The organism is Streptomyces sp. NPDC059957 (assembly GCF_042730015.1).
Lineage (GTDB): Bacteria > Actinomycetota > Actinomycetes > Streptomycetales > Streptomycetaceae > Streptomyces.
In genome coordinates, this window is the sequence record NZ_JBHWMB010000019.1 from 54,309 (window position 1) to 74,874 (window position 20,566).

At 72.7% G+C, this 20,566-nt stretch carries 17 protein-coding genes and 2 tRNA genes; 17 read left to right on the plus strand and 2 right to left on the minus strand.

Annotated features, from left to right (window positions below; all coding sequences use genetic code 11):
• Nucleotides 1-228 precede the first annotated feature (228 nt).
• The 12 genes from ACFWBW_RS15270 to ACFWBW_RS15325 all read left to right on the plus strand — a co-directional run bounded on the left by ACFWBW_RS15270 (nt 229) and on the right by ACFWBW_RS15325 (nt 12,106).
• Nucleotides 229-1,020, plus strand: coding sequence for a hypothetical protein (locus tag ACFWBW_RS15270; protein WP_385372471.1), 792 nt, complete (start codon nt 229-231; stop codon nt 1,018-1,020).
• Nucleotides 1,021-1,077: 57 nt separating this feature from the next.
• Complete coding sequence (locus ACFWBW_RS15275) at nt 1,078-1,851, plus strand: GntR family transcriptional regulator (protein ID WP_385372474.1); 774 nt, start codon at nt 1,078-1,080, stop codon at nt 1,849-1,851.
• Between the two features lie 148 nt (nt 1,852-1,999).
• Nucleotides 2,000-3,121 carry a TIGR03364 family FAD-dependent oxidoreductase gene (locus ACFWBW_RS15280; protein ID WP_385372477.1) on the plus strand — a complete coding sequence of 374 codons (1,122 nt, stop codon included), beginning with the start codon at nt 2,000-2,002 and terminating at the stop codon, nt 3,119-3,121.
• A gap of 5 nt (nt 3,122-3,126) precedes the next feature.
• Entirely contained in the window at nt 3,127-3,861 is a 735-nt protein-coding gene (locus tag ACFWBW_RS15285; protein ID WP_385372480.1) for a phosphonatase-like hydrolase, read from the plus strand.
• Nucleotides 3,858-4,907 (plus strand): ABC transporter ATP-binding protein, encoded by a 1,050-nt coding sequence (locus ACFWBW_RS15290; RefSeq protein WP_385372483.1) that lies wholly within the window; start codon nt 3,858-3,860, stop codon nt 4,905-4,907. The genes ACFWBW_RS15285 and ACFWBW_RS15290 overlap by 4 nt, the downstream gene beginning before the upstream one ends.
• A complete protein-coding gene (locus ACFWBW_RS15295) occupies nt 4,900-5,973 on the plus strand; it encodes a 2-aminoethylphosphonate ABC transporter permease subunit (RefSeq protein ID WP_385372486.1) in 1,074 nt (357 codons plus the stop codon). Before ACFWBW_RS15290 ends, ACFWBW_RS15295 begins: the two co-directional genes overlap by 8 nt.
• Nucleotides 5,960-6,757, plus strand: coding sequence for an ABC transporter permease (locus tag ACFWBW_RS15300; RefSeq protein WP_385372489.1), 798 nt, complete (start codon nt 5,960-5,962; stop codon nt 6,755-6,757). The genes ACFWBW_RS15295 and ACFWBW_RS15300 overlap by 14 nt, the downstream gene beginning before the upstream one ends.
• 98 nt (nt 6,758-6,855) lie before the next feature.
• Complete coding sequence (locus ACFWBW_RS15305) at nt 6,856-7,947, plus strand: 2-aminoethylphosphonate ABC transporter substrate-binding protein (RefSeq protein WP_385372491.1); 1,092 nt, start codon at nt 6,856-6,858, stop codon at nt 7,945-7,947.
• Nucleotides 7,948-8,123: 176 nt separating this feature from the next.
• Nucleotides 8,124-9,656, plus strand: a complete 1,533-nt coding sequence (locus ACFWBW_RS15310) for an alkaline phosphatase family protein (RefSeq protein ID WP_385372494.1) — start codon at nt 8,124-8,126, stop codon at nt 9,654-9,656.
• Nucleotides 9,657-9,893: 237 nt separating this feature from the next.
• Nucleotides 9,894-10,673, plus strand: coding sequence for an HAD-IIA family hydrolase (locus ACFWBW_RS15315; protein ID WP_385372497.1), 780 nt, complete (start codon nt 9,894-9,896; stop codon nt 10,671-10,673).
• A 92-nt stretch (nt 10,674-10,765) separates the two neighbouring features.
• On the plus strand, nt 10,766-11,431 hold the full coding sequence (locus ACFWBW_RS15320; protein ID WP_385372500.1) for a hypothetical protein: 666 nt from the start codon (nt 10,766-10,768) through the stop codon (nt 11,429-11,431).
• 12 nt (nt 11,432-11,443) lie between these two features.
• Complete coding sequence (locus ACFWBW_RS15325; protein WP_385372503.1) at nt 11,444-12,106, plus strand: class F sortase; 663 nt, start codon at nt 11,444-11,446, stop codon at nt 12,104-12,106.
• A 63-nt stretch (nt 12,107-12,169) separates the two neighbouring features.
• On the opposite strand, the gene ACFWBW_RS15330 is transcribed toward ACFWBW_RS15325, so the two are convergent.
• Nucleotides 12,170-12,243: transfer RNA gene (locus ACFWBW_RS15330), tRNA-Lys, on the minus strand.
• A gap of 242 nt (nt 12,244-12,485) precedes the next feature.
• Between ACFWBW_RS15330 and ACFWBW_RS15335 the strand changes: the two genes are divergently transcribed.
• The 5 genes from ACFWBW_RS15335 (at nt 12,486) to ACFWBW_RS15355 (ending at nt 19,510) form a co-directional block, all read left to right on the plus strand.
• Nucleotides 12,486-13,838, plus strand: a complete 1,353-nt coding sequence (locus ACFWBW_RS15335) for a peptidoglycan-binding protein (RefSeq protein ID WP_385372654.1) — start codon at nt 12,486-12,488, stop codon at nt 13,836-13,838.
• Nucleotides 13,839-14,338: 500 nt separating this feature from the next.
• Nucleotides 14,339-16,684 (plus strand): SPFH domain-containing protein, encoded by a 2,346-nt coding sequence (locus ACFWBW_RS15340; protein WP_385372506.1) that lies wholly within the window; start codon nt 14,339-14,341, stop codon nt 16,682-16,684.
• 274 nt (nt 16,685-16,958) lie between these two features.
• Nucleotides 16,959-17,585 (plus strand): lytic polysaccharide monooxygenase, encoded by a 627-nt coding sequence (locus ACFWBW_RS15345; protein WP_385372509.1) that lies wholly within the window; start codon nt 16,959-16,961, stop codon nt 17,583-17,585.
• A 58-nt stretch (nt 17,586-17,643) separates the two neighbouring features.
• A complete protein-coding gene (locus ACFWBW_RS15350) occupies nt 17,644-19,326 on the plus strand; it encodes an AMP-binding protein (protein ID WP_385372512.1) in 1,683 nt (560 codons plus the stop codon).
• A 110-nt stretch (nt 19,327-19,436) separates the two neighbouring features.
• Nucleotides 19,437-19,510: transfer RNA gene (locus ACFWBW_RS15355), tRNA-Lys, on the plus strand.
• A 117-nt stretch (nt 19,511-19,627) separates the two neighbouring features.
• On the opposite strand, the gene ACFWBW_RS15360 is transcribed toward ACFWBW_RS15355, so the two are convergent.
• Nucleotides 19,628-20,386 (minus strand): IclR family transcriptional regulator, encoded by a 759-nt coding sequence (locus ACFWBW_RS15360; RefSeq protein ID WP_385372515.1) that lies wholly within the window; start codon nt 20,384-20,386, stop codon nt 19,628-19,630.
• Between the last annotated feature and the right edge of the window lie 180 nt (nt 20,387-20,566).

The following is a 20,566-nucleotide window of genomic DNA, read 5'->3' on the forward strand; positions in this document are numbered from 1 at the left end:
GGGCCCTGGTCCTCGAGCGCCAGCCAGCTGGGGTTGGCCCAGGCCTCGGCTGGGTGCTTGTGTCCGCCGGATGGGGGGAAATGGGGAGAAGTTGGGCGTGGTGCTGGACAGGGGGTCGGGCGTGCGTGGGAGGGTGCGGGCAAGGCCGGGGTGATTGTCGGGTTGTACGGCAATCGTTCTGCGGGTCGTTCCGTTGGGTGTTCTGTCGTCGGCGAGTAGGGGTTCTTCATGCGACTGCGCAAAGCCCTCGCCCTCGCAGCCGCCCTCGCAGCCGCCTTCGCGGCCACCGCCACCGCCACCGTCACCGCCGCCCCCACCGCGTTCGCGGACATCGGTACCGGTGGCGGAGCCCGTCCCGCGCCCGCGTTGCCCTCGCGGGTGGAGGCCATCTGCGGTGACGGGAAGAGCACGCAGTTTCCGATCGGTGCCCGCATCCGGGGCGGTCCGGCGGTGTACCGGACCGGTGGCGCGGCGCAGACCTGGTACCTCGACCTCACGAACACGACCGCGACCGAGTGCACGGCCATCCACCCCGTCGTCGTCTTCACCGACCCGGCCCGTGCCCTGCGGCCCGCCCACTTCCGCATGGAGTTCGACGCCCCCGGCAGCACCTTCCCCGTCAGCCTGGAGCGCACCGACCGGGACGAGATCGTCGCCGTCTTCGACGGTGGCGACGCCTTCTCCGGCTTCACCGTCGGCCCCGGCGGCTCGGTGACCGTCACCGTCCGGCTCGCCTTCGCCCCCGGCACCCCGCGCGGCGAGGCCGTCGCCGATGCCGCGCTGGTGCAGCGCAAGGGCGACGACGGCGACTGGATCGGCGAGGCGGGCGGCTACCGGTTCGACATCCAGGGCCCCGACTCCGAATCCGGCGAGGCCGGAGCGCTGGCCGACACCGGCCGCACCGCGGGCGCCTGGGCGTACGGGGCCGGCGCCGCGGCCGCCCTGGTCGGCGGCGGCGGACTCCTGCTCGGGGCCCGACGGCTGCGGCGCGAGGAGCCGGGCGGCCCGCAGGCCACGTAGGCGCAGCCGGCCCGCGTACGCGCAGTCGCGTACATGCAGCCCACGTAGAGTCCGAGCGTGGAAGAACCGACCGCCTACGCGCACCACCACCAGCCCGGCCTGCCCGTCCGCTCCGGCATCCCCGAGCACGGCCGCATCCCCAAGTACTACGCCGTCAAGGCCCGCATCGCCGGGCTGCTCGACGAGCTCGGCGAGGGGGGACTCCTCCCCACCGAGCGCGATCTCGCCGAGCAGTACGAGGTCTCCCGCGAGACCGTCCGCCAGGCCCTGCGCGAGCTGCTGCTGGAGGGCCGGCTGCGCCGCTCGGGCCGGGGTACCGTCGCCGCCGGGCCGAAGCTCGAACAGCCCCTGTCGCTGGCGAGTTACACCGAGGGCGTACGCCGCCAGGGGCGCACCCCGGGGCGCCATCTGATCGGACTCGAACGCTTCCCCTGCCCGGCTCCCGTGGCCCCCGGCATCGGCGCCGAGCCCGGGGAGCCGGTCTGGCACCTGGAGCGAGTGCTGCTCGCCGACGAGGAGCGGGTCGGCCTGGAGAGCACCTACGTCCGGGTCGCCCGCGCACCCCGCCTGGACATCGATTTCCAGCCGGACTCCTCGTTCTACGGATACCTCCGCGACAGCCTCGGCATCTCCTTCGGCGACGCCGACGAGAAGCTGGAAACGGTCCTCGCCACGCCCCGCGAAGCCCTGCTGATCGGCACCCCGCCCGCGCTCCCGATGCTGCTCATCCATCGTTTCTCCCGGGACCAGGACGGCAGGCCGCTGGAGCGGGTGCGTTCTCTCTACCGTGGTGACCGGTTCAGCTTCACGACCCATCTTCGGCCCGAATAGTCCCCGCCGAAGCCCCCCGTAATCGCTGAAAGGGGGCGAATCTGCATCACGGAACGGTAACGGGTCTAGTCCAAGCGTTGGAGGCTGTTCACCGGGGCGTCGCCCGGCCGATCCTCCCGGGTCACGGGCCGCCGCCACCTTGGAGCACGTGAGAGTCATAGTCGTCGGAGGCGGCGTGGTAGGCACCATGCACGCCTGGCAAGCAGTGGAACGCGGCCACGAGGTCGTCCAGATCGAGCGAGAAGCGGAGGCCCGCGGCGCGTCATTGCGCAATTTCGGCCAGATCTGGGTCAGTGGACGGGCCGGGGGCGAGGAGCTCGACACCGCCCTGCGGGCCCGCGAGCTCTGGGAGGCCATCGGTGAGCGGGTGCCCGGCCTGGGCTTCCGCGCCATCGGCTCCCTGACCCCGGTACGCAACTCCCGCGAGCACGCCGTCGCCGAGGCCGCCGTGGCCCGCCCCGACGCCGCCGCCCGCGGCTACAAGCTGGTCACCGCCGAGGAGGCCCGGGCGATCAACCCCGCCCTGCGCGGCGCGTTCGAGGCCGCCCTGTGGTGCGAGCGGGACGCGGCCGTGGAGCCGCGCACCGCACAGCTCCACCTGCGCGAAGCCCTCAAGGCGTCCGGCCGCTACACCTTCCTCCCCGGACGGGAGGTGCGCGAGGTCGTCGGGAACGGAGCCGTCCGCGACGACCACGGCGACGTCCACCAGGGCGACGCCGTCGTCCTCGCCACCGGTGCCTGGCTCTCCGGACTGGTCCGCGAGCTGGTCCCCGACTTGCCCGTGCGCCGCGTCCGGCTGCAGATGATGCAGACCGCCCCGCTCGGCGAGACCCTGACGACCTCGGTCGCCGACGCCGACAGCTTCCGCTACTACCCCGCCTACAAGAGCGAAGCCCTCGACGAGCTCAACGCCGAGCAGGCCCAGGCGCCGATCGCCGCCGCGCACAAGATGCAGCTCCTGATGGTGCAGCGGCAGGACGGCGGACTGACCATCGGCGACACCCACGAGTACGAGCACCCCTTCGCGTTCGACACCCTCGAAGACCCGTACACGCACCTCACCGGGGTCGTCGAGTCCTTCCTGGGCCGCCCGCTGCCGCAGATCAGGCACCGCTGGGCGGGCGTGTACGCGCAGTGCACCGACACCACCCGCGTCGTCCACCGCCAGCAGGTGGCCGACGGCGTCTGGCTGGTGACCGGGCCCGGCGGCCGGGGCATGACCTGCTCGCCCGCCATAGCCGAAACCACCGCGAACGAACTGGGCTGGTAAGCGCCATGACCGACACCCACACCCCCCACACCCCCCACTCCCACCGGCTGATCGTCCTCGACATGGCCGGCACCACCGTCGCCGACGGCGGCCTCGTCGAGCGCGCCTTCGAGCGGGCCGCCGAGCGCCTCGGCGTCGAACCGGGCGGCGCCGACCACGCCACCAAGCTCCAATACGTCCGCGACACCATGGGCGAGTCGAAGATCTCCGTCTTCCGTCACCTCTTCGGCGCCGAGGACCTCGCCCAGCGCGCCAACTCCGCCTTCGAGGAGGCCTACGGGGAACTCGTGGACGGCGGCCTCATCGCCCCGATCCCCGGCGCCCGCGAGGCCATCGAGAAGCTCCGCGCCGACGGCCGCACCGTGGCCCTGACCACCGGCTTCGCCCGCGTCACCCAGGACGCCATCCTCGAAGCCCTCGGCTGGCAGGGTCTCGCCGACCTCACCCTGTGCCCCGCCGACGCGGGCGGCCGGGGCCGGCCCTACCCGGACATGGTGCTGGCCGCCTTCCTGCGCACCGGCGCCGTGGCCGACGTACGCGAGATCGCGGTCGCCGGCGACACCTCGTACGACATGCTCAGCGGCGTCCGCTCCGGCGCCGGCATCGTGGCGGGCGTCCTCACCGGCGCCCACGACCGCGCCGCCCTGACCGGGCACGGCGCCACCCACGTCCTGGCCTCCGTCGCCGACCTCCCCGCACTGCTGGAGCAGTCGGACCAGGAGCGGGAGCCCGGCGCGTGAGCGGCATCCGCTTCGACTCCGTCTCGGTCGCCTACGGCGGCAACACCGTCCTGGACTCCCTCGACCTGACCGTCGAGCCCGGCGAGGTCATGGCGCTGCTCGGCCCCTCCGGCTCCGGAAAGACCACGGCCCTGCGCGCGGTCGCCGGCTTCGTCCGGCCCGCCTCGGGCCGGATCCTGATCGGCGGCCGGGACGTCACCGCCCTCCCGCCGCACAAGCGTGGCATCGGCATGGTCGTCCAGCAGTACGCGCTCTTCCCGCACATGCGCGTCGCGGACAACGTCGCCTTCGGCCTGCGCGCCCAGAAGGCGCCCAAGGCGGAGATCCCCGGCCGCGTCGCCGAGGCCCTGGAGATGACCGGGATGGCGGCCTACGCCAAGCGCTACCCCCGCGAGCTCTCCGGCGGGCAGCAGCAGCGCGTGGCCATCGCCCGCGCCCTCGCCATCCGCCCCGGGGTCCTCCTGCTGGACGAGCCGCTGTCCGCGCTCGACGCGCAGCTGCGCTCCGGGATGCTCGCCGAACTGGCCCGCCTGCACCGCGAACTCCCCGACGTGTCCATCCTCTACGTCACCCACGACCAGGTCGAGGCGCTGACCCTGGCCGACCGGATCGCCGTCATGGACCAGGCCCGCCTCCAGGACTGCGGCACCCCGCAGGAGCTGTACAGGGCCCCGCGCACCGAGTTCACCGCCTCCTTCGTCGGCAACGCCAACCTGCTGCCCGTCACCGTCGCCGACGGCGGCGCGCTCTTCGCCGGCCACCCCCTCACCCTCGACCCGGGCCGCGCGGCCGTCGGAGCCGGCGCCACCCTGTGCGTACGCCCGCACCTGCTCGGCCTCGGCGCCGGCCCCAACGCGCTGAGCGGGACCATCACCGAGGTGCAGTGGCGCGGCTCGACCCACCGGCTCTACGTGGACATCGAGGGCCACCGGGTCAAGGCGGACCTGCCCGAACTGCGCGAAACCCCGGCGCTGGGCGACCGGGTCACCCTGCACTTCGAGCCGCGCGACGCGGTGCTGCTGGCCGCAGGGGTGTCCGATGCCTGAGGCCGCGCCGCGCACCGGGGCCGCCATCCCGCCCCAGAGCGCCACCGAATCGGCCGGCGCCACCGAATCACCCGGCGCCACCGAATCGGCCGGCTCTGCCGAGTCCGCAGGATCCGCCGCGCGGGGGATCTTGCGGAGCGGACCGCACGAGCACGGGCAGGGGCAGGGCCCGGCCGCCGACCCCGGCCGGGCGGAGCGCGCTCCCTCCTCCGGTCCCACCCCGGAGGGGCCCGCACGTGGGCCCCGTAGCGTTCCCGGCTGGCTGTGGACCGTGCCTCCCGTCGCCGTGCTCGCGGCGATCTTCCTCTACCCCCTCGCGCTGGTCGTCCAGCAGTCCCTGTCCCCCGAGAACGGGGGCGGCACCTTCGACGCCTACGCCTCCGTCTTCGCCTCGCACTCCTTCCGCGAAGCCCTCGGCACCACGGTCTGGCTGGCCGTCGGCGCCACCGCCGGCTGCCTGGTCCTCGGCTTCGCGCTCGCGCTGGTCATCGCCTTCGTCCCGTTCCCCGGGGCGCGTGCCGTGGCCAAGTTCATCGACGTCTTCCTCTCCTTCCCCTCCTTCCTCATCACCCTCGCCCTCCTCTTCGTCTACGGCACGGTCGGCATGGCCAACGGCCTGTGGACCGAAGGATTCGGCGCCGCCGAGGGCCCCTTCCACTTCCTGACCACCCCCTGGGGCGTCCTCCTCGCGGAGATCACCTACTTCACGCCCTTCGTGATGCGCCCGCTGCTCGCCGCCTTCTCCCAACTGGACACCGCCCAGCTGGAGGTGGCCTCCTCGCTCGGAGCGAAGCCCGGCCGCATCATCCGGCGGGTGATCCTCCCCGAGGCCCTCCCGGCGCTCGCCGCCGGCGGCAGCCTCGTCCTCGTCATGTGCCTCAACGAGTTCGGGATCGTCCTGTTCACCGGAGCCAAGGACGTCACCACGCTCCCGATGCTCATCTACGGCAAGGCGATCCTCGAATCCGACTACGCCGCCGCCTGCGTCGTCGCCGTCGTCAACATCGTGATCTCCGTCGGCCTGTTCGGCCTCTACCGGGTGGTGAGCAAGCGTGCTGGTGCATAGCAAGAGCGGCCGCTGGGCCGCCTGGAGCCTCTTCGGCATCCTCTTCCTGCCCCTCTTCGCCCTGCCCCTGCTCGTCGTGGTCGCCGCGTCCTTCTCGACGCACTGGTCCGGGGCCCTCCCCTCCGGCCCCACCACCGAGAACTACGCCGCCGCCGTCCGCGGCGAATCCCTCCAGGCGCTGACCACCTCGCTGCTCACCGCCGTGGCCGCCAGCCTGATCGCGCTCACCGTCGGCACCTGGGCGGCGCTCGCCGCCGCCGGGCTGCGAAAGCGCGGAAAGAGCTCCCTGGACGCGCTGTTCATGCTGCCGGTCGCCGTGCCGTCCGTGGTCGTCGGCCTCGCCGTGCTCGTCGCCTTCAGCAAGCCGCCGCTGCTCCTCAACGGCACCAGCTCGATCGTGATCCTGGCGCACACGATTCTTGTCACGGCGTTCGCCTACCAGTCGGTTTCGGCTGCCATCGTGCGTCTCGACCCCGCGTACGAGCAGGCCGCGGCCTCGCTGGGCGCCCGCCCCGCGTACGTGCTGTGGCGGGTCAAGCTCCCCCTCCTGCTGCCGTCGCTCACCGCGGCGGCCGGGCTCTGCTTCGCCCTGTCCATGGGCGAGCTGAGCGCCACGATGATGCTCTACCCGCCGGACTGGATGCCCCTGCCCGTCCGCATCTTCACCGCCACCGACCGCGGCTCGCTCTTCAGCGGCTCCGCCGTCGCCGTGGTCCTGATGGCCACCACCCTGCTGGTCCTGCTGGCCGTCTCCCGTGTCCGCACCAAGGCCACGTACCGCTAGACCTGCTGCTCCACCCTGCCGCTTCACCCTGCCGCTTCACGGCGCTGCTCCACCCTGCTGATTCCCCTGCTGACTCCCTTTCCCCGTAAGGAAGTTCCATGCCCAGCAACAGATACCTCCGCATCACCGCCGCCGTCACCGGCAGCCTCGCCCTCGCCGCCGGCCTCACCGCCTGCGGTGGCTCCTCCGCCGACTCCGCCGACTCCGCCGCAGGCAAGGGCGGCGGCGAGAAGGTCGTCACCGTCTACAGCGCCGACGGCCTCAAGAGCGACAAGGGCGACGGCTGGTACGACAAGGTCTTCGCCGACTTCACGAAGAAGACCGGCATCGAGGTCAAGTACGTGGAGGGTGGCTCGGGCGAGATGGTGCAGCGCGCCGTCCGCGAGAAGACCAACACGCAGGCCGACGTACTGATCACGCTGCCCCCGTTCATCCAGCAGGCCGACGGCAAGGGCCTCCTCCAGGCCTACAACCCGCAGGGCGCCGACAAGGTCAACGGGGCGAACAAGTCCTCCGACGGCAAGTGGACCTCGGTCGTCAACAACTACTTCGGCTTCATCTACAACAAGAAGGAACTGGCGGCGGCCCCCAAGACCTGGGAAGAGCTGCTGGACCCCAAGTTCAAGGGCAAGCTCCAGTACTCCACCCCCGGCGTCGCCGGCGACGGCACCGCCGTGCTCATCAAGGCGATGCACGACTTCGGCGGCAAGGAGCCTGCGAACGAGTACCTGAAGAAGCTCCAGGCCAACAACGTCGGCCCGTCCTCCTCCACCAGCAAGCTCGCGCCGAAGACCGACAAGGGCGAGCTGCTCGTCGCCAACGGCGACGTCCAGATGAACTTCGCGCAGTCCAAGTCCATGCCGAACATCGGCATCTGGTTCCCCGCCAAGGACGGCGGCAAGCCCACCACCTTCTCCCTCCCGTACGCGGCCGGCCTCGTCGACAAGGCCCCGCACACCGAGAACGGCAAGAAGCTCCTCGACTACCTGCTCAGCGAGGACGCCCAGAAGCTGGTCAGCGGTGTCGGCGGCGGCTTCCCGGCCCGCACGGACGTCAAGCCCACCGACGCCAACGCCGTCGAACTCACCAAGCTCATGACCGGAGTCGAGATCTTCGAGCCGGACTGGGCCGACATCGACAAGAACCTCACCGGCTACGTCGACGCGTGGAAGTCGGCCACTGGAAGCTGACTGGTCGCCTCCCGGTCACCCACGACCGGAATAGTGACGCATGGATAACGGGTCTGGACCGAGCCTCGCCTTCGGTCCGGACCCGCCGTACGCTCGCTCGCGCTGACGCACGACCGTACGCCCGCACGCCCCGTACGTCCCCTGCGCCTTCCCCACGATTACTCCCGGAGGAGTACGTGTCCACTGTCCTGTCCGGACGGACCCTCGCCGTGGCCGCCACCGCCACGGTCCTGCTCGCCACCGGCCTCGGCGCCCACGCCGCGACGGCCGCGCCCGCCGACCAAGCGGCCGCCACGAACAAGGTGCTCGTCATCGGCCTCGACGGCGCGGTCCTCGATCGCGTCAAGGTCGCCAACGCCCCGCACCTGAACGGCCTGATGGCCCAGGGCCTGACCGCCAAGAGCACCCTGTACGCGAACCCGATGGGCGCCACCTCCTCGGGCCCCGGCTGGTCCACCATCGCCACCGGTGTCTGGCCCGACAAGCACGGCGTGAAGGACAACTCCTTCACCGGCAAGAACTACACGGCCTACCCGGACTTCCTGACCCGCATCGAGAACGCCAACCCGGCGCTCAACACGTACGCGGCAGCCGACTGGGAGCCCATCACCTCTACCGACCAGAACGGCCCGATCTTCTCGGCCAAGGTCGACAAGCGCCTCTCCCTCAAGGGGGACCGCGACGGCTACCGCAACGAAGACCCGAAGATCGCCTCGGCGGCCGCCACCGAGCTGCGCACCCAGAACCCGGACGCCGCCTTCGTCTACCTCGGCGAGATCGACGCGGCCGGCCACTCCTACGGCGCCGCCAGCCAGCAGTACCTGGACACCGTCGCCCGCGTCGACGTCCTCGTCGGCCAGCTCCTGAGCGCCGTCCAGAACCGCCCGACCTATGCCCAGGAGAACTGGAAGATCCTGGTCACCACCGACCACGGCCACACCAACACCGGCGGTCACGGCGGCTCCACCATCCAGGAGCGCGGCACCTTCGTCATCGCCAAGGGCCCCGGCATCCCCGCCGGTTCCGTACGGAACGACGTGAAGCTCGTCGACGTCGCGGCGACCGCGCTCGCCCAGGTCGGGGTCAACCCCGGCTCCGCGATCGACGGCATTTCGGTGGACGCCCCGGACGACGGCGACGCCTTCGACAGCCTGCGCCCGAACCTCCAGGCGCGCGTGGACGAGACGGGCATCCCGGTCGCCACCAAGGGCTTCACGCACACCCCGCCGACCGGCTGGTCCGTCGACAACTCCAAGATGGGCACGGGCGGTGTCACCGAGTGGGCCGGATGGGCCTTCGCGACCGACGAGTTCTGGAGCCAGTCGCAGCGCGACCAGTGGCGCGAGCTGAACGTCCGCTCCCGTGACGTGTTCGCCGTCGCCGACTCCGACGAGTGGGACGACAAGAGCCACACCGGCTCCTACGACTCCACCCTCATCACCCCCAAGTGGGCGGTCACCGGCGGCACCACGCGCAACCTGACCTTCCAGACGCACTACCGCCAGGAGTCCGGCCAGACCGCCCAGGTCCTGGTCTCCTACAACGGGGGTACGGCGTCGGTGGTCAAGAGCTACACCGCCGACGCGGTCGCCAAGTCCGAGTCGGTCGCGCTCCAGGTCCCGGCCGGCGCCACCGACGTCCAGGTCCGCTTCCGCTACACCGGCAGCAACAACTGGTACTGGACCGTGGACAACGTCAAGCTCGGCTGAGGTCGCTTCCGGCCGGTACGCGGCTTCGGCGTGAACCGTAGGCGTGGACCTTGGGCGTGGACCTTAGGACCTTGGACGTGGGCCTTCGGCGGGGCCCTCGAAGGGCCTTCGCCGAGGTCCGTTCCGCCGTACGGTCCGGGCCGTGGACGCCCCACGCGTCCGCGGTCCGGCCCGGATAAGGTGGTAGAGACCAGAGGTCACCGAGGTCAGACGCCACCGAGAGCGGAGAACAGTCCAGTGGCAGAGCGCAAGCCGATCGAATCCTGGCTCACCGACATGGACGGGGTCCTCGTCCACGAGGGCATCCCGATCCCCGGTGCCGACGCCTTCATCAACCGGCTGCGCGAGTCCGGCAAGCCCTTCCTCGTGCTGACCAACAACTCCATCTACACCCCGCGCGACCTCCAGGCCCGCCTGAGCCGCATGGGCCTGTCGGTCCCGGTGGAGAACATCTGGACCTCGGCCCTGGCCACCGCGAAGTTCCTCGACGACCAGCGTCCGGGCGGCACCGCGTACGTCATCGGTGAGGCCGGCCTCACCACGGCCCTGCACGACATCGGCTACATCCTGACCGACCACGAGCCGGACTACGTGGTCCTGGGCGAGACCCGGACGTACAGCTTCGAGGCCATGACCAAGGCGGTCCGCCTGATCAACGCGGGCGCCCGCTTCATCTGCACCAACCCGGACGAGACCGGCCCCTCCGCCGAGGGCCCGCTGCCCGCCACGGGTGCGGTCGCCGCGCTGATCACCAAGGCGACCGGCAAGAAGCCGTACTTCGCCGGCAAGCCCAACCCGCTGATGATGCGGACCGGGCTGAACGCCATCGGCGCGCACTCCCACAGCAGCGCGATGATCGGCGACCGGATGGACACCGACATCCTCGCCGGGCTGGAGGCGGGCATGCAGACCTTCCTCGTGCTGACCGGTCTGACGTCGGTCGAGGACACCGAGAAGTTCCCGTACCGACCGACCCACACGTTCGACTCCATCGCCGATCTGGTCGATCTGGTTTAGCGCGTACGGCTGACACGTACGGGCCAAGAGGGCGCCGCTCCGGATGCGGAGCGGCGCGCCGCGCGTGAATCTCCTTGTAGAGGAGGTTCACCATGCGCAGTGATGTGCTCGCTCTCCGTGTCACCGGGGTGGCCGTCGCCCTGACGGCCCTGTCCGCCGTGACCGCCCCCTTCGCCTTCGCGGGGGAGGATGACTGGAACCGTGACCGCGGCAGCGTCTCGGCCGACCCCAATCCGGCGGAACCGGGGGCGCAGGTCAAACTGCGCGTCCGCGGTTGTGAGGAGGACTGGGCCGTCGCCTCGTCCGTCGTCTTCGTCTCCGAGGTCCGGCTCTCCACCGGCCGCGACGACCGCCGCACCCTGTGGGGCGACGCGACGATCCGCTCCTGGGTCGAGCCCGGCCGCCACGACATCAAGATCAAGTGCGGCGGCCGCGGCGGCGAACGCGAGTGGGGCACGATCGAGATCGAGCGCCGCCGGGAGCACCGCCCCAACCCCCATCACACACCCGTCTGGCCGGTCCACGCGGGCGGCGGCGGCATGTCCGAGGAGATCGCCGCGAAGTCGAAGGCGGCCGGCGCGGCCGGGGCCGCCGAGGCCGCCGATTCCGCGCAGCTCGCCGCGGCGGCGAAGAAGAACACCGAGGGCGACGGCCCGGGCCTGCCGCACACGGTGATCGGCGCCGTACTCGCCGCCGCGGCCACTCTCGCTGTCGCCGGCCGGGCGCTGACCCTGCGCCGCCGCCGAAGCGGCGAGTGACCGGGTGATCGGGTGAGCGGCGAGCCGCGGAGCTCCGGCGGTTCCCGGCTGCTGACCTTCGCCGCCTGGTCGGTGCTGGTCCTCGGCCTGTGGCTGTGGGGCCGCGAGATCACCGGCGTGGCGATACCCCTGCCCGGGCAGGCCGGCGGACCGGCCGCCCCGGGCATGCCCGCGGAGCACACCCCGCTGGGGCCGGCCGCGCCCGCGCGGGTGGACGTACCGTCCCTGGGCGTCCAGGCCCCGGTGATGGTCCGGGACCTCGACACGCAGGGGGCGATCGAAGCACCTCCGTACGAGAACCCGGGCACGGTCGGCTGGTGGCGCGGCGGCGCCCAGCCCGGCACGGCCGGCACCGCGCTGCTGGTCGGGCACGTGGACACGAAGTCGAAGCCCGCGGTGTTCTACGGCCTGAGCTCGGCGAAGACGGGCGACAAGGTGCGGGTGCTGCGGGCCGACGGCTCGGTGGCGGAGTTCACGATCGAGGACGTACGGGTCCACGAGCGCGCGGACTTCGATCCCGCCAAGGTCTACGGCCCCAAGGTCCGCGGCCGGGCCGAACTGCGGCTGGTGACCTGCGGCGGCAGCTACGACAAGGCGGCCAAGCAGTACTCGGCGAACGTGGTCGTGTCGGCGTACCTGACGGGCGTCGGAGTCCGCTCCGGAACGGCGGTCTGACCCGGCCGGTGCATACGAAGAAGCCCCTCGCAGCTCTCGCTGCGAGGGGCTTCTTTGCGTCTGTGCGCCGCCAGGGACTCGAACCCCGGACCCGCTGATTAAGAGTCAGCTGCTCTAACCAACTGAGCTAGCGGCGCTTGGTGACAGGCAAAACTCTACCCCACCGCTGCGGGTGCTCGTGACAAGCCGCGCGCGTTCTGTCCGATTAACCCATGTTTGGGGGTTTTGTCGTGCACGATATGTCTGGGCCAAGCCGGATCTGATGCCCCGCCAGATGCGGTCCCGGCCGACCAGTGACGAGCAGGGGAGTGGACGGAACCGCATGACGATGCAGCCTCCGACGCATGTGTACGAAATGACGCCGACGCCGATGCCGCCGATGCCGCTGCCCTCCTTCGAGGAGTACGAGCCCGCCGGCGACTGTCCGTGCCAAGGCTGCGCCCGGCGCCGTCGCACCCTCGCGCGTGCCCGGGCCATACCGCTGCGCGACGGCGGACACCCCGCAGCGCGCGGAGCCCGCCGCGCGCTGGTCCTCGCCACCGCGGCGGGGGTGGTCCTCGGCGGCGGCGGAGCGGCAGTGGCCACGGCCGCTCCGGGCCCCGGCGGCCGGGTGGCCCTGGACGACCCCGGCTCCCCGCAGGGCGGCCGGGCACCGCTGCACGGGCCGAAGGGGGCGAAGGGAACGCCCGCGAAGCCGGCGGGGCTGCCCGGAGCGCCCTCCGCCGTCAAGCGGACCGACCGGGCGACGATCATCAACCGGGCGAAGCTGTGGCTGGACGCGCAGGTCCCGTACAGCATGGCCGAGTACTGGTCGGACGGGTACCGCCAGGACTGCTCCGGCTACGTCTCGATGGCCTGGAACCTCGGCACCAACGAATGGACCGGCAGCCTCGACAAGTTCGCGACGCGGATCACGAAGGAGGAGCTGCTCCCCGGAGACATGCTGCTCTTCCACAACCCGGCCGACCCCAACAAGGGCTCGCACGTCGTGCTCTTCGGCGGCTGGGTGGACGAGACGCGCACGCACTACGTCGCCTACGAGCAGACCAAACCGACGACGCGGAAGCTGGCCACCCCGTACGGCTACTGGGCCAACGCGGCGAAGTACGTCCCGTACCGGTTCAACGGGATCGCGGGCGGAGCCGTTCCCGAGCCTCCGGTCACGGGAGAGCCGCCCGCGCCGGGCGGCCCGCCGGCCGTCCCCGCCGCCTTCCCCGGCGCGTCGAAGTTCGGGCCGGGCGCGGACAACGCGTACGTCGCCCAGCTCGGCCGGATGCTGATCGACCGCGGCGGGCTGCGCTTCTACCCGAAGGGCGCGGGTACGAAGTGGTCCGACGCCGACCGGCAGGCGACCGAGGCCTTCCAGCGAGCCCAGGGCTGGACGGGCGCGGACGCCGACGGCATCCCGGGAGCCACCACCTGGCGGCTGCTCGCCAAGCACCAGGGCAAGGACATCCCGCCGGTCACGAGCGGCGCACCGGGCCCGGCGGGCAAGCCCGCCTACCCCGGGGCATCGGTCTTCCGGCCGGGCACGTCCCACCCGTCCATCACCGCCCTTGGCCGCCAGCTGGTGAAGAAGGGCTTCGGCAAGAACTACACGGCCGGACCGGGCCCCCGCTGGGGCGAGGCCGACCGCCGCAACGTCGAGGCGTTCCAGCGAGCCCAGGGCTGGCGCGGCGCCGAGGCCAACGGCTACCCGGGCCCGGAAACCTGGCGCCGGCTGTTCGCATGACGGAGGCAACGATGTACCCCACGCGCACGACATCGACCACAGGCACCTTCCAGATCCCCCCGCACCCGACCCCCCGGCCGACGCCCCCGGCTCCGACCGAAGCGGAACAGACCGGGACGATGCAGCCCGAGGCCGCACCGACCGGAGCCACGGCGGCCGCAGCCGCGCCGGTCGCCGCCGCGCCGGCGGCTGCCGCCCCCCGGTGGGCCGTTCCGGCAGAAGCCGTTCGGGCCGAAGCCGCGCCGGCCGAGGCCGGGTGGGCAGCTGCCGGATCCGGTGCCGAGCGGGGCTCGCACGCGTCGGCCGCGCCCGACGGGGCCGCGTCAGTGCCGACTGCCGGAAGGTGGGAGGCTGCCGGATCCGGTACCGAGCGGGGCTCGCACGTGGCGGCCGCGCCCGACGGGGCCGCGTCAGTTCCGACTGCCGGAAGGTGGGAGGCTGCCGGATCCGGTACCGAGCGGGGCTCGCACGTGGCGGCCTTGCCCGACCCGGCTGCGCCCGTGCCGGTCGCAGCCGTGCCGGACGCTGCCGAGTGGGCCTCGGCCGAGGCCCACTCCGAGCGGGGCTCGGACATGCCGGCCGAGCACGACCGGGCCGAGTCCGCGCCGGCTGCCGCAAGGTGGGCGGCGGCAGGGGCCGGTACCGGGCGGAGCTCCCACCTGTCGGCCTCGCACGACCGGGCCGCGCCGGTGCCGGCCGCGGCCGGGTGGGTCGCGGCCGACGCCGACGCCGGGCGGGGCGCACACCTGTCGGGCGCGCCCGACTCGGCCGCGTCCACGCAGTCGGCGCCGGCACAGTCCGCGCCCGCACGGTCCGCGCCCGTGCCGGTCCCTTCGGGGCGGGCCGGGGCCTCCGTGGGCACGGCCTCCGACGCCGTGCCGGCCGCGGTTCCCGCGGCGGCCGTGCCCGCCGCGGCGGTGACCGAGTGGGCGGCGCCCACCGGTTGGGCTCTGGCGGGCGAGCAGTCCGGGTCCGCACGCGCCGAAGCAGTCTCCCGGCCGGCTCCGGCCGGGGCCGACCGGGACGCGGACGGGCTCGTCGCCGTGGGTGCGGCGGCGCAGGCCACGGCCGTCGCCCCGCACGGGCCCGCCGGACGGGCGGGGGAGAGCGCGCGCAGCGACGTACCGGCGGCGCGGGCCCAGGTCGAGCCGGGGGTGGACATCCCGCACCCCCAGGACGAGGCGGCCCATGCCGGTGCGGCCACGCTCCGGCTGCGGACCCCCGACACCGAATCCGCCCGACCCCACCCGCAGGACGAGGCCTGGCCCCCGGCCTCCGCGCACGCCCCGCGGCACGCGGGTCCGCCCGCTGCCTGGGACCTGCCCGGACAGAGCGGCGCGTCCGCCGAGCGGGGCGCGCAGCACGCGGTCCCCGGCCCTGCCCCGGAGGCGGAGTCCGTGGATCCGAACCCCGTACGGGACCTGCCCGAGCAGGCGGACGCAGACCCGGCCGACCCGGCCGACCTGGCCGACGGGCGGGAGCTGACGTGGTCCGTGCCCGCTCCGGGCGGCACCGGTGACGGTGACCCCCCAGGCAATGGGACCGCAGGCAATGGGTCCGCAGGCAATGAGACCGCAGGCAATGGGCCCGCCGGTGACGGTGGACCCGGAGGGCGGGAGGTGCCGGACACCGAGGCCGCCACCGGCGACCCCGCCACCGACCCGGAGCCCGCGACCGGCGGCGGGGTCGTTCCCGGGCCCGGGGCGGCCGAGGTCGCCGAGGTCGTCGCGCGGGCCGTGGCGCGGATCGCGGAGGACGATACGCAGGACCTGCTCCTGGTCACCGGGGTGCGCGGGGTCGCGGTGACCGAGGTACCGGTGCACCTGCCGTTCCGCGGCGCCGCCCAACCGCAGCCCCGGCACCCGGAGTCGAAGCCGGAGTCGAGGTCGGAGGCGAATCCGAAGCCCGCCCAGCCGAAGGCCCAGGCCACCCCCGGACGCCGCGTGCCCCGTGGCGACGACCGGCTCCACGAGCACCGCGGCCCGGTGCTGCCCGGCTGGATCGCGGTGGCCGTCGGCGGGATCGCGCTCGCCGGCTGCGCGGCCGTGCTCTGGCGGGCCGGGGCCGTCCCCGACTCCCTCGCGCTGGCGTTCGGCGTGGAGCCCCGCCCCTACCGGGGACTGCAGGCGCGCTTCTGGCCGCCGCTCGCCTTCCTCGGGATCGTGGCGCTCCTCGCCCTCGGCGGGCTGGGCCGCGGCCGGGCCGGCCACGCCTGGGTGCTCACCCTCTTCGGCCGCTACCGCGGCACCGTCCGCCGCTCCGGCCTGACCTGGATCAGCCCCCTGCTGCTGCGCCGCCGGGTCGACGTCCGGCTGCGGCACTGGCGCAGCGACCCGATGCCCGCCGTGGACTCCGGCGGGCTCGCCCTCCAGGTCGTCGTCCAGGTGGTCTGGCAGGTCAAGGACACCGCCCGCGCCACCCTGGCCGTCGCCGACCACGTGGACTACCTCGCCGAGCAGGTCGAATCGGCCATGGCCCGGGTCCTGTCCCAGCTCCCCGCCGACGCCTTCCACGAGGCCGCCCCGACCCTGCGCGACGCCGAGGCCGTCGGTGACGCGCTGACCCGGATGCTGGCGGCCGAAACCGAGGCGGTCGGCGTGGAGGTGTTCTCGGCGCAGCCCACCCGGATCGAGTACGCCCCCGAGGTCGCGGACGCGATGCGGCGGCGCCGGGTCGCGGCGATCGACGCCAAGCACCGGGACACCGTCCTGACCTCGGTGGTCGACGCGGTGGACGACACCGTCCACCGGCTCACCTCGCGCGGGCTTGTCGAGCTCGACGACTACGAGCGCAAGGCCCTCGTGAAGGACCTGACCGTCGCCTTCTACACGGGCCGCGCCGAGTAGCCCTCACAAACAGGAGCAGGCAGGAGCTGGCAGGAGCTGGCAGGAGCAGGCCGTCGCCGGCCGGCAGGAGAACGGGTGGAATCCGGTTGGTCCGGACCACCCGTTCTTCCGTTGGTCTGGACATGGCCAACTCCCGTCAATACTGTGGGACTTGGTCTAGACCTAAAAATCAGAGCTCGTGAACGGGCCGTGCCGCCGAAACCGGCACGGCCCATCCCCACGCGTGCGCACGCTCTCTCCGGACATCCCCCCACGTTCAAGGAGCAACAGCCTCATGCGTTCCTTCCGCATGCCCAGAACCAAGCGGGCCGCCGCCACGGCCACCGCCACCACCGTCGGCCTCGGAGTCGTCGCAGCCCTCGCGCTCGTCACGGCCCCCACGGCCAGCAGCCACGGGTACACCGACACCCCGATCAGCCGCCAGAAGCTCTGTGCCAACAAGACCGTTTCCGACTGCGGCCCCATCCAGTGGGAGCCCCAGAGCGTCGAGGGCCTCAAGGGATTCCCCGCGGCCGGTCCCGCCGACGGCCGCATATGCGCGGGCAACCACACGGAGTTCGCCCAGCTCGACGACCCGCGCGGCGGCGCCTGGCCGGCCACCCCGGTGACCAGCGGTCAGAGCTACAGCTTCCGCTGGCAGTTCACCGCGAACCACTCCACCACCGACTTCCGGTACTACGTCACCAAGAACGGCTGGGACTCCACCAAGCCGCTCACCCGGGCCGCCCTCGACCCGCAGCCCTTCCTCACGGTCGCCTACAACGGCGCCCGCCCCGCCATGACCACCGTCCATCAGGGCGCGATGCCGAGCGGCAAGACCGGCCGGCACCTGATCCTCGCCGTGTGGACCGTCAACGACACCCCGATGGCCTTCTACTCCTGCTCCGACGTCCGGTTCTGACCGGCTCCCGGCCTCCCGGCGTTCATTTCTGACGGAACGTCAGCTATCCTCCGGCGGCATGCGGACGACGACACCCGAAACCGTCGCGGAGCTCATCGCGAGCCAATGGGGCGACCACCGGCCCGGTCTGAAGTACGCCGACGGCGTCCTCAGTCACCACCGGACCGCCCGGGAGGCCGCGGCGCGCGCCGCGCTCCTCGTCGACCTGCTGCCGCCGGGGGCGGAGCCGCACATCGGGGTGCTGCTCGACAACACCCCCGAGTTCCCGCTCTGGCTCGGCGCGGCGGCCCTCGCCGGGGCCGCCGTCGCCGGGATCAACCCCACCCGGCGCGGTCCCGAGCTGGCCCGCGACATCCTGCACACCGACTGCCGGATCCTGGTGACCGAGCGGGCCCACCTACCCCTCCTGCGCGGCCTCGACCTGCCCGGCGTCCGGCTTCTCGTCACGGACACCGACGAGGGCGGTGAATACGAGGCCCTGCTCGCTCCGTACGCGGGCGCGAAGCCCGGCGACGCGACGCTCGGCCCCGGCCCGACCCCGTCCTCCCGGCTGCTCCTCTACTTCACCTCCGGCTCCACCGGCGCCCCCAAGGCCGCGATCTGCACCCAGGGCCGCCTGGCCGGCGCCGGCGCCTCGCTCGCACGTCACTTTTCAGTCACCCCCGACGACGTCCACTACATCTGCATGCCCCTCTTCCACGGCAACGCCGTCATCGCCGACTGGCTGCCCGCCCTCGCGGGCGGGGCCGCCGTGGCGCTGCGCCGCCGCTTCTCGGCCTCCGCGTTCCTGGACGACGTACGGGCCTACGAGGCGACGTACTTCACCTACGTAGGCCGCGCCGTGCAGTACCTCCTCGCCACCCCGCCCCGCCCCGACGACCGCGCGCACACCCTGCGCCTCGGCTTCGGCACCGAGGCGGGCGCGGTCGACGCGGCCCGCTTCGCCGAGCGCTTCGGGGTCCGCCTCGTCGAGGGGTACGGGGCCACCGAGGGTGGCGCCTCCGTCCAGCGCACCCCCGACACCCCGCCGGGCGCCCTGGGCTGCGCCGGCGCCGGCGACGACCTGGCCGTCATCGACCCGGAGACGGGCCGCGAGTGCCCGCCCGCCGTACTGGACCCGCGGGGCAGGCTCCTCAACGGCTCCGAGGCCATCGGCGAGCTGGTCAACAAGGGCCGCAGCCTCTTCGAGGGCTACTGGCGCAACCCCGACGCGGAGGCCGCCCGCACCCGCGACGGCTGGTACTGGACCGGTGACCTCTTCTTCCGCGACCCCGACGGCTTCCTCTACTTCGCCGGCCGCACCGACGACCGGCTGCGCGTCGACAGCGAGAACCTGGCCGCCGCGGTGATCGAGAACATCCTCGCCCGCTGGACCCGGGCGGCCGCCGTGGCCGTGTACGCCGTACCGGACGAGGTGGCGGGCGACCAGGTCATGGCAGCCGTGGCCCTGCGCGAGGGAGCCGTCTTCTCCCCGCAGGGGTTCGCGGCCTTCCTCGCTGCCCAGCCCGACCTCGGCACGAAGATGGCCCCGCGCTACGTGCGCATCGTCGGCGCCATGCCGACCACCGCGACCAACAAGGTCCACCGGGTCTCCCTGCGCGCCGAGGCCTTCCGGACCACCGACCCGGTCTGGTGGCGGCCGCCGGGCGAGGACGCGTACCGGCGCCTGGAAGCGGAGGACCTCACGGGGCTCCTGGCCGCCTACGAGGCCCAGGGGCGGGCCGATCTGCTGAGCCGCTGACGGGGGCGCTGACGGGGCCACGGGCCGTGCGCTGACGGGCTCGCCGGGGGCGGCTCGGGAAGCGGTTTTGAGCACTCCGGAGGAGCAGGTAGTATTTTCTCTGTCAGCAGGCGCCGCTAGCTCAGTTGGTTAGAGCAGCTGACTCTTAATCAGCGGGTCCGGGGTTCGAGTCCCTGGCGGCGCACCTGTCCTTCGGGCGGTTTCCGGTTCACCGGGAACCGCCCGAAGTGTTTTCCGGGCCGGGCCTGGCCTGGCCGGGGTCGACCCGGGGCCGGGCCGCCGGGGCGGGTCGCCCACCCCCTCAGAGGGTGAGCGAGAGCAGCAGTGGCGCGGCCTTGCGGTTCAGCACGTCGGCCGCGGCCCGCAGCCGGTGGGCGTGCTCCACGGGCAGGGACAGGGCGAGGCAGCCCACCGAGGATCCCGCCGTGATCGGGACGGCCGCGCAGACCGTGCCGACGGCGTACTCCTGCAGGTCGAGCGTGGGCACCGTGGCCGGCTGGCTGTCCAGCTTCGAGAAGAGGATCCGCTCGTTCACGATGGTCTTCGACGTCAGCCGGGCGATCTTGTGCCGGGACAGGTGGTCACGACGGCCATCGAGGTCGAGCTGGGTCAGCAGGCACTTGCCGACCGCCATGGCGTGCGCCGCCGAGCGGAAGTCGACCCACTCGTGGACCTTGGGGGTGCGCGGGCTGTCCGCGAACTGCGTGATCCTGACCTCGCCGTCCACGTACCGGCTGATGTAGACCGCGGCGCCGACGGAGTCCCGCAGCCGGTCCAGGGTGTCCTGGAGCTTGTCCTGCAGCGCCTGCTGGCGGTCGACGCCGGAGCCCAGGAGGACGAGGGAGTCCCCGATGGCGTAGGCGCCGTCGGACACCTGCAGTACGTACCCCTCCCGGCGCAGCATGAGGAGCATGGGGGCGAGATGGACCGCGGGCAGGCCGGTCTCACGCGCGATCTGTACATCGGTCACGCCGCCGGTATGGCGGGCGACCGTTTCGAGTACGCGCAGGGCGTACTGCACCGAGTGGAACGGCGCGGTCGGCTCGGGCTTCAGCGCCACGGTTTTCCCCCTAGCAGGTTGTTACCGCTTGCTCTCACACGATAGCCATCAAGAGGGCCGTGTGGAGCGCCTGTTGATGAGATTGATGGCTCAATCGCACCGGTCTGCCTGGATCTACTCCGCTGGCATATGCCTAGGTCATGAGTGGTGTCCAGTGCGCCGGGAATGCCCGGACCGGCC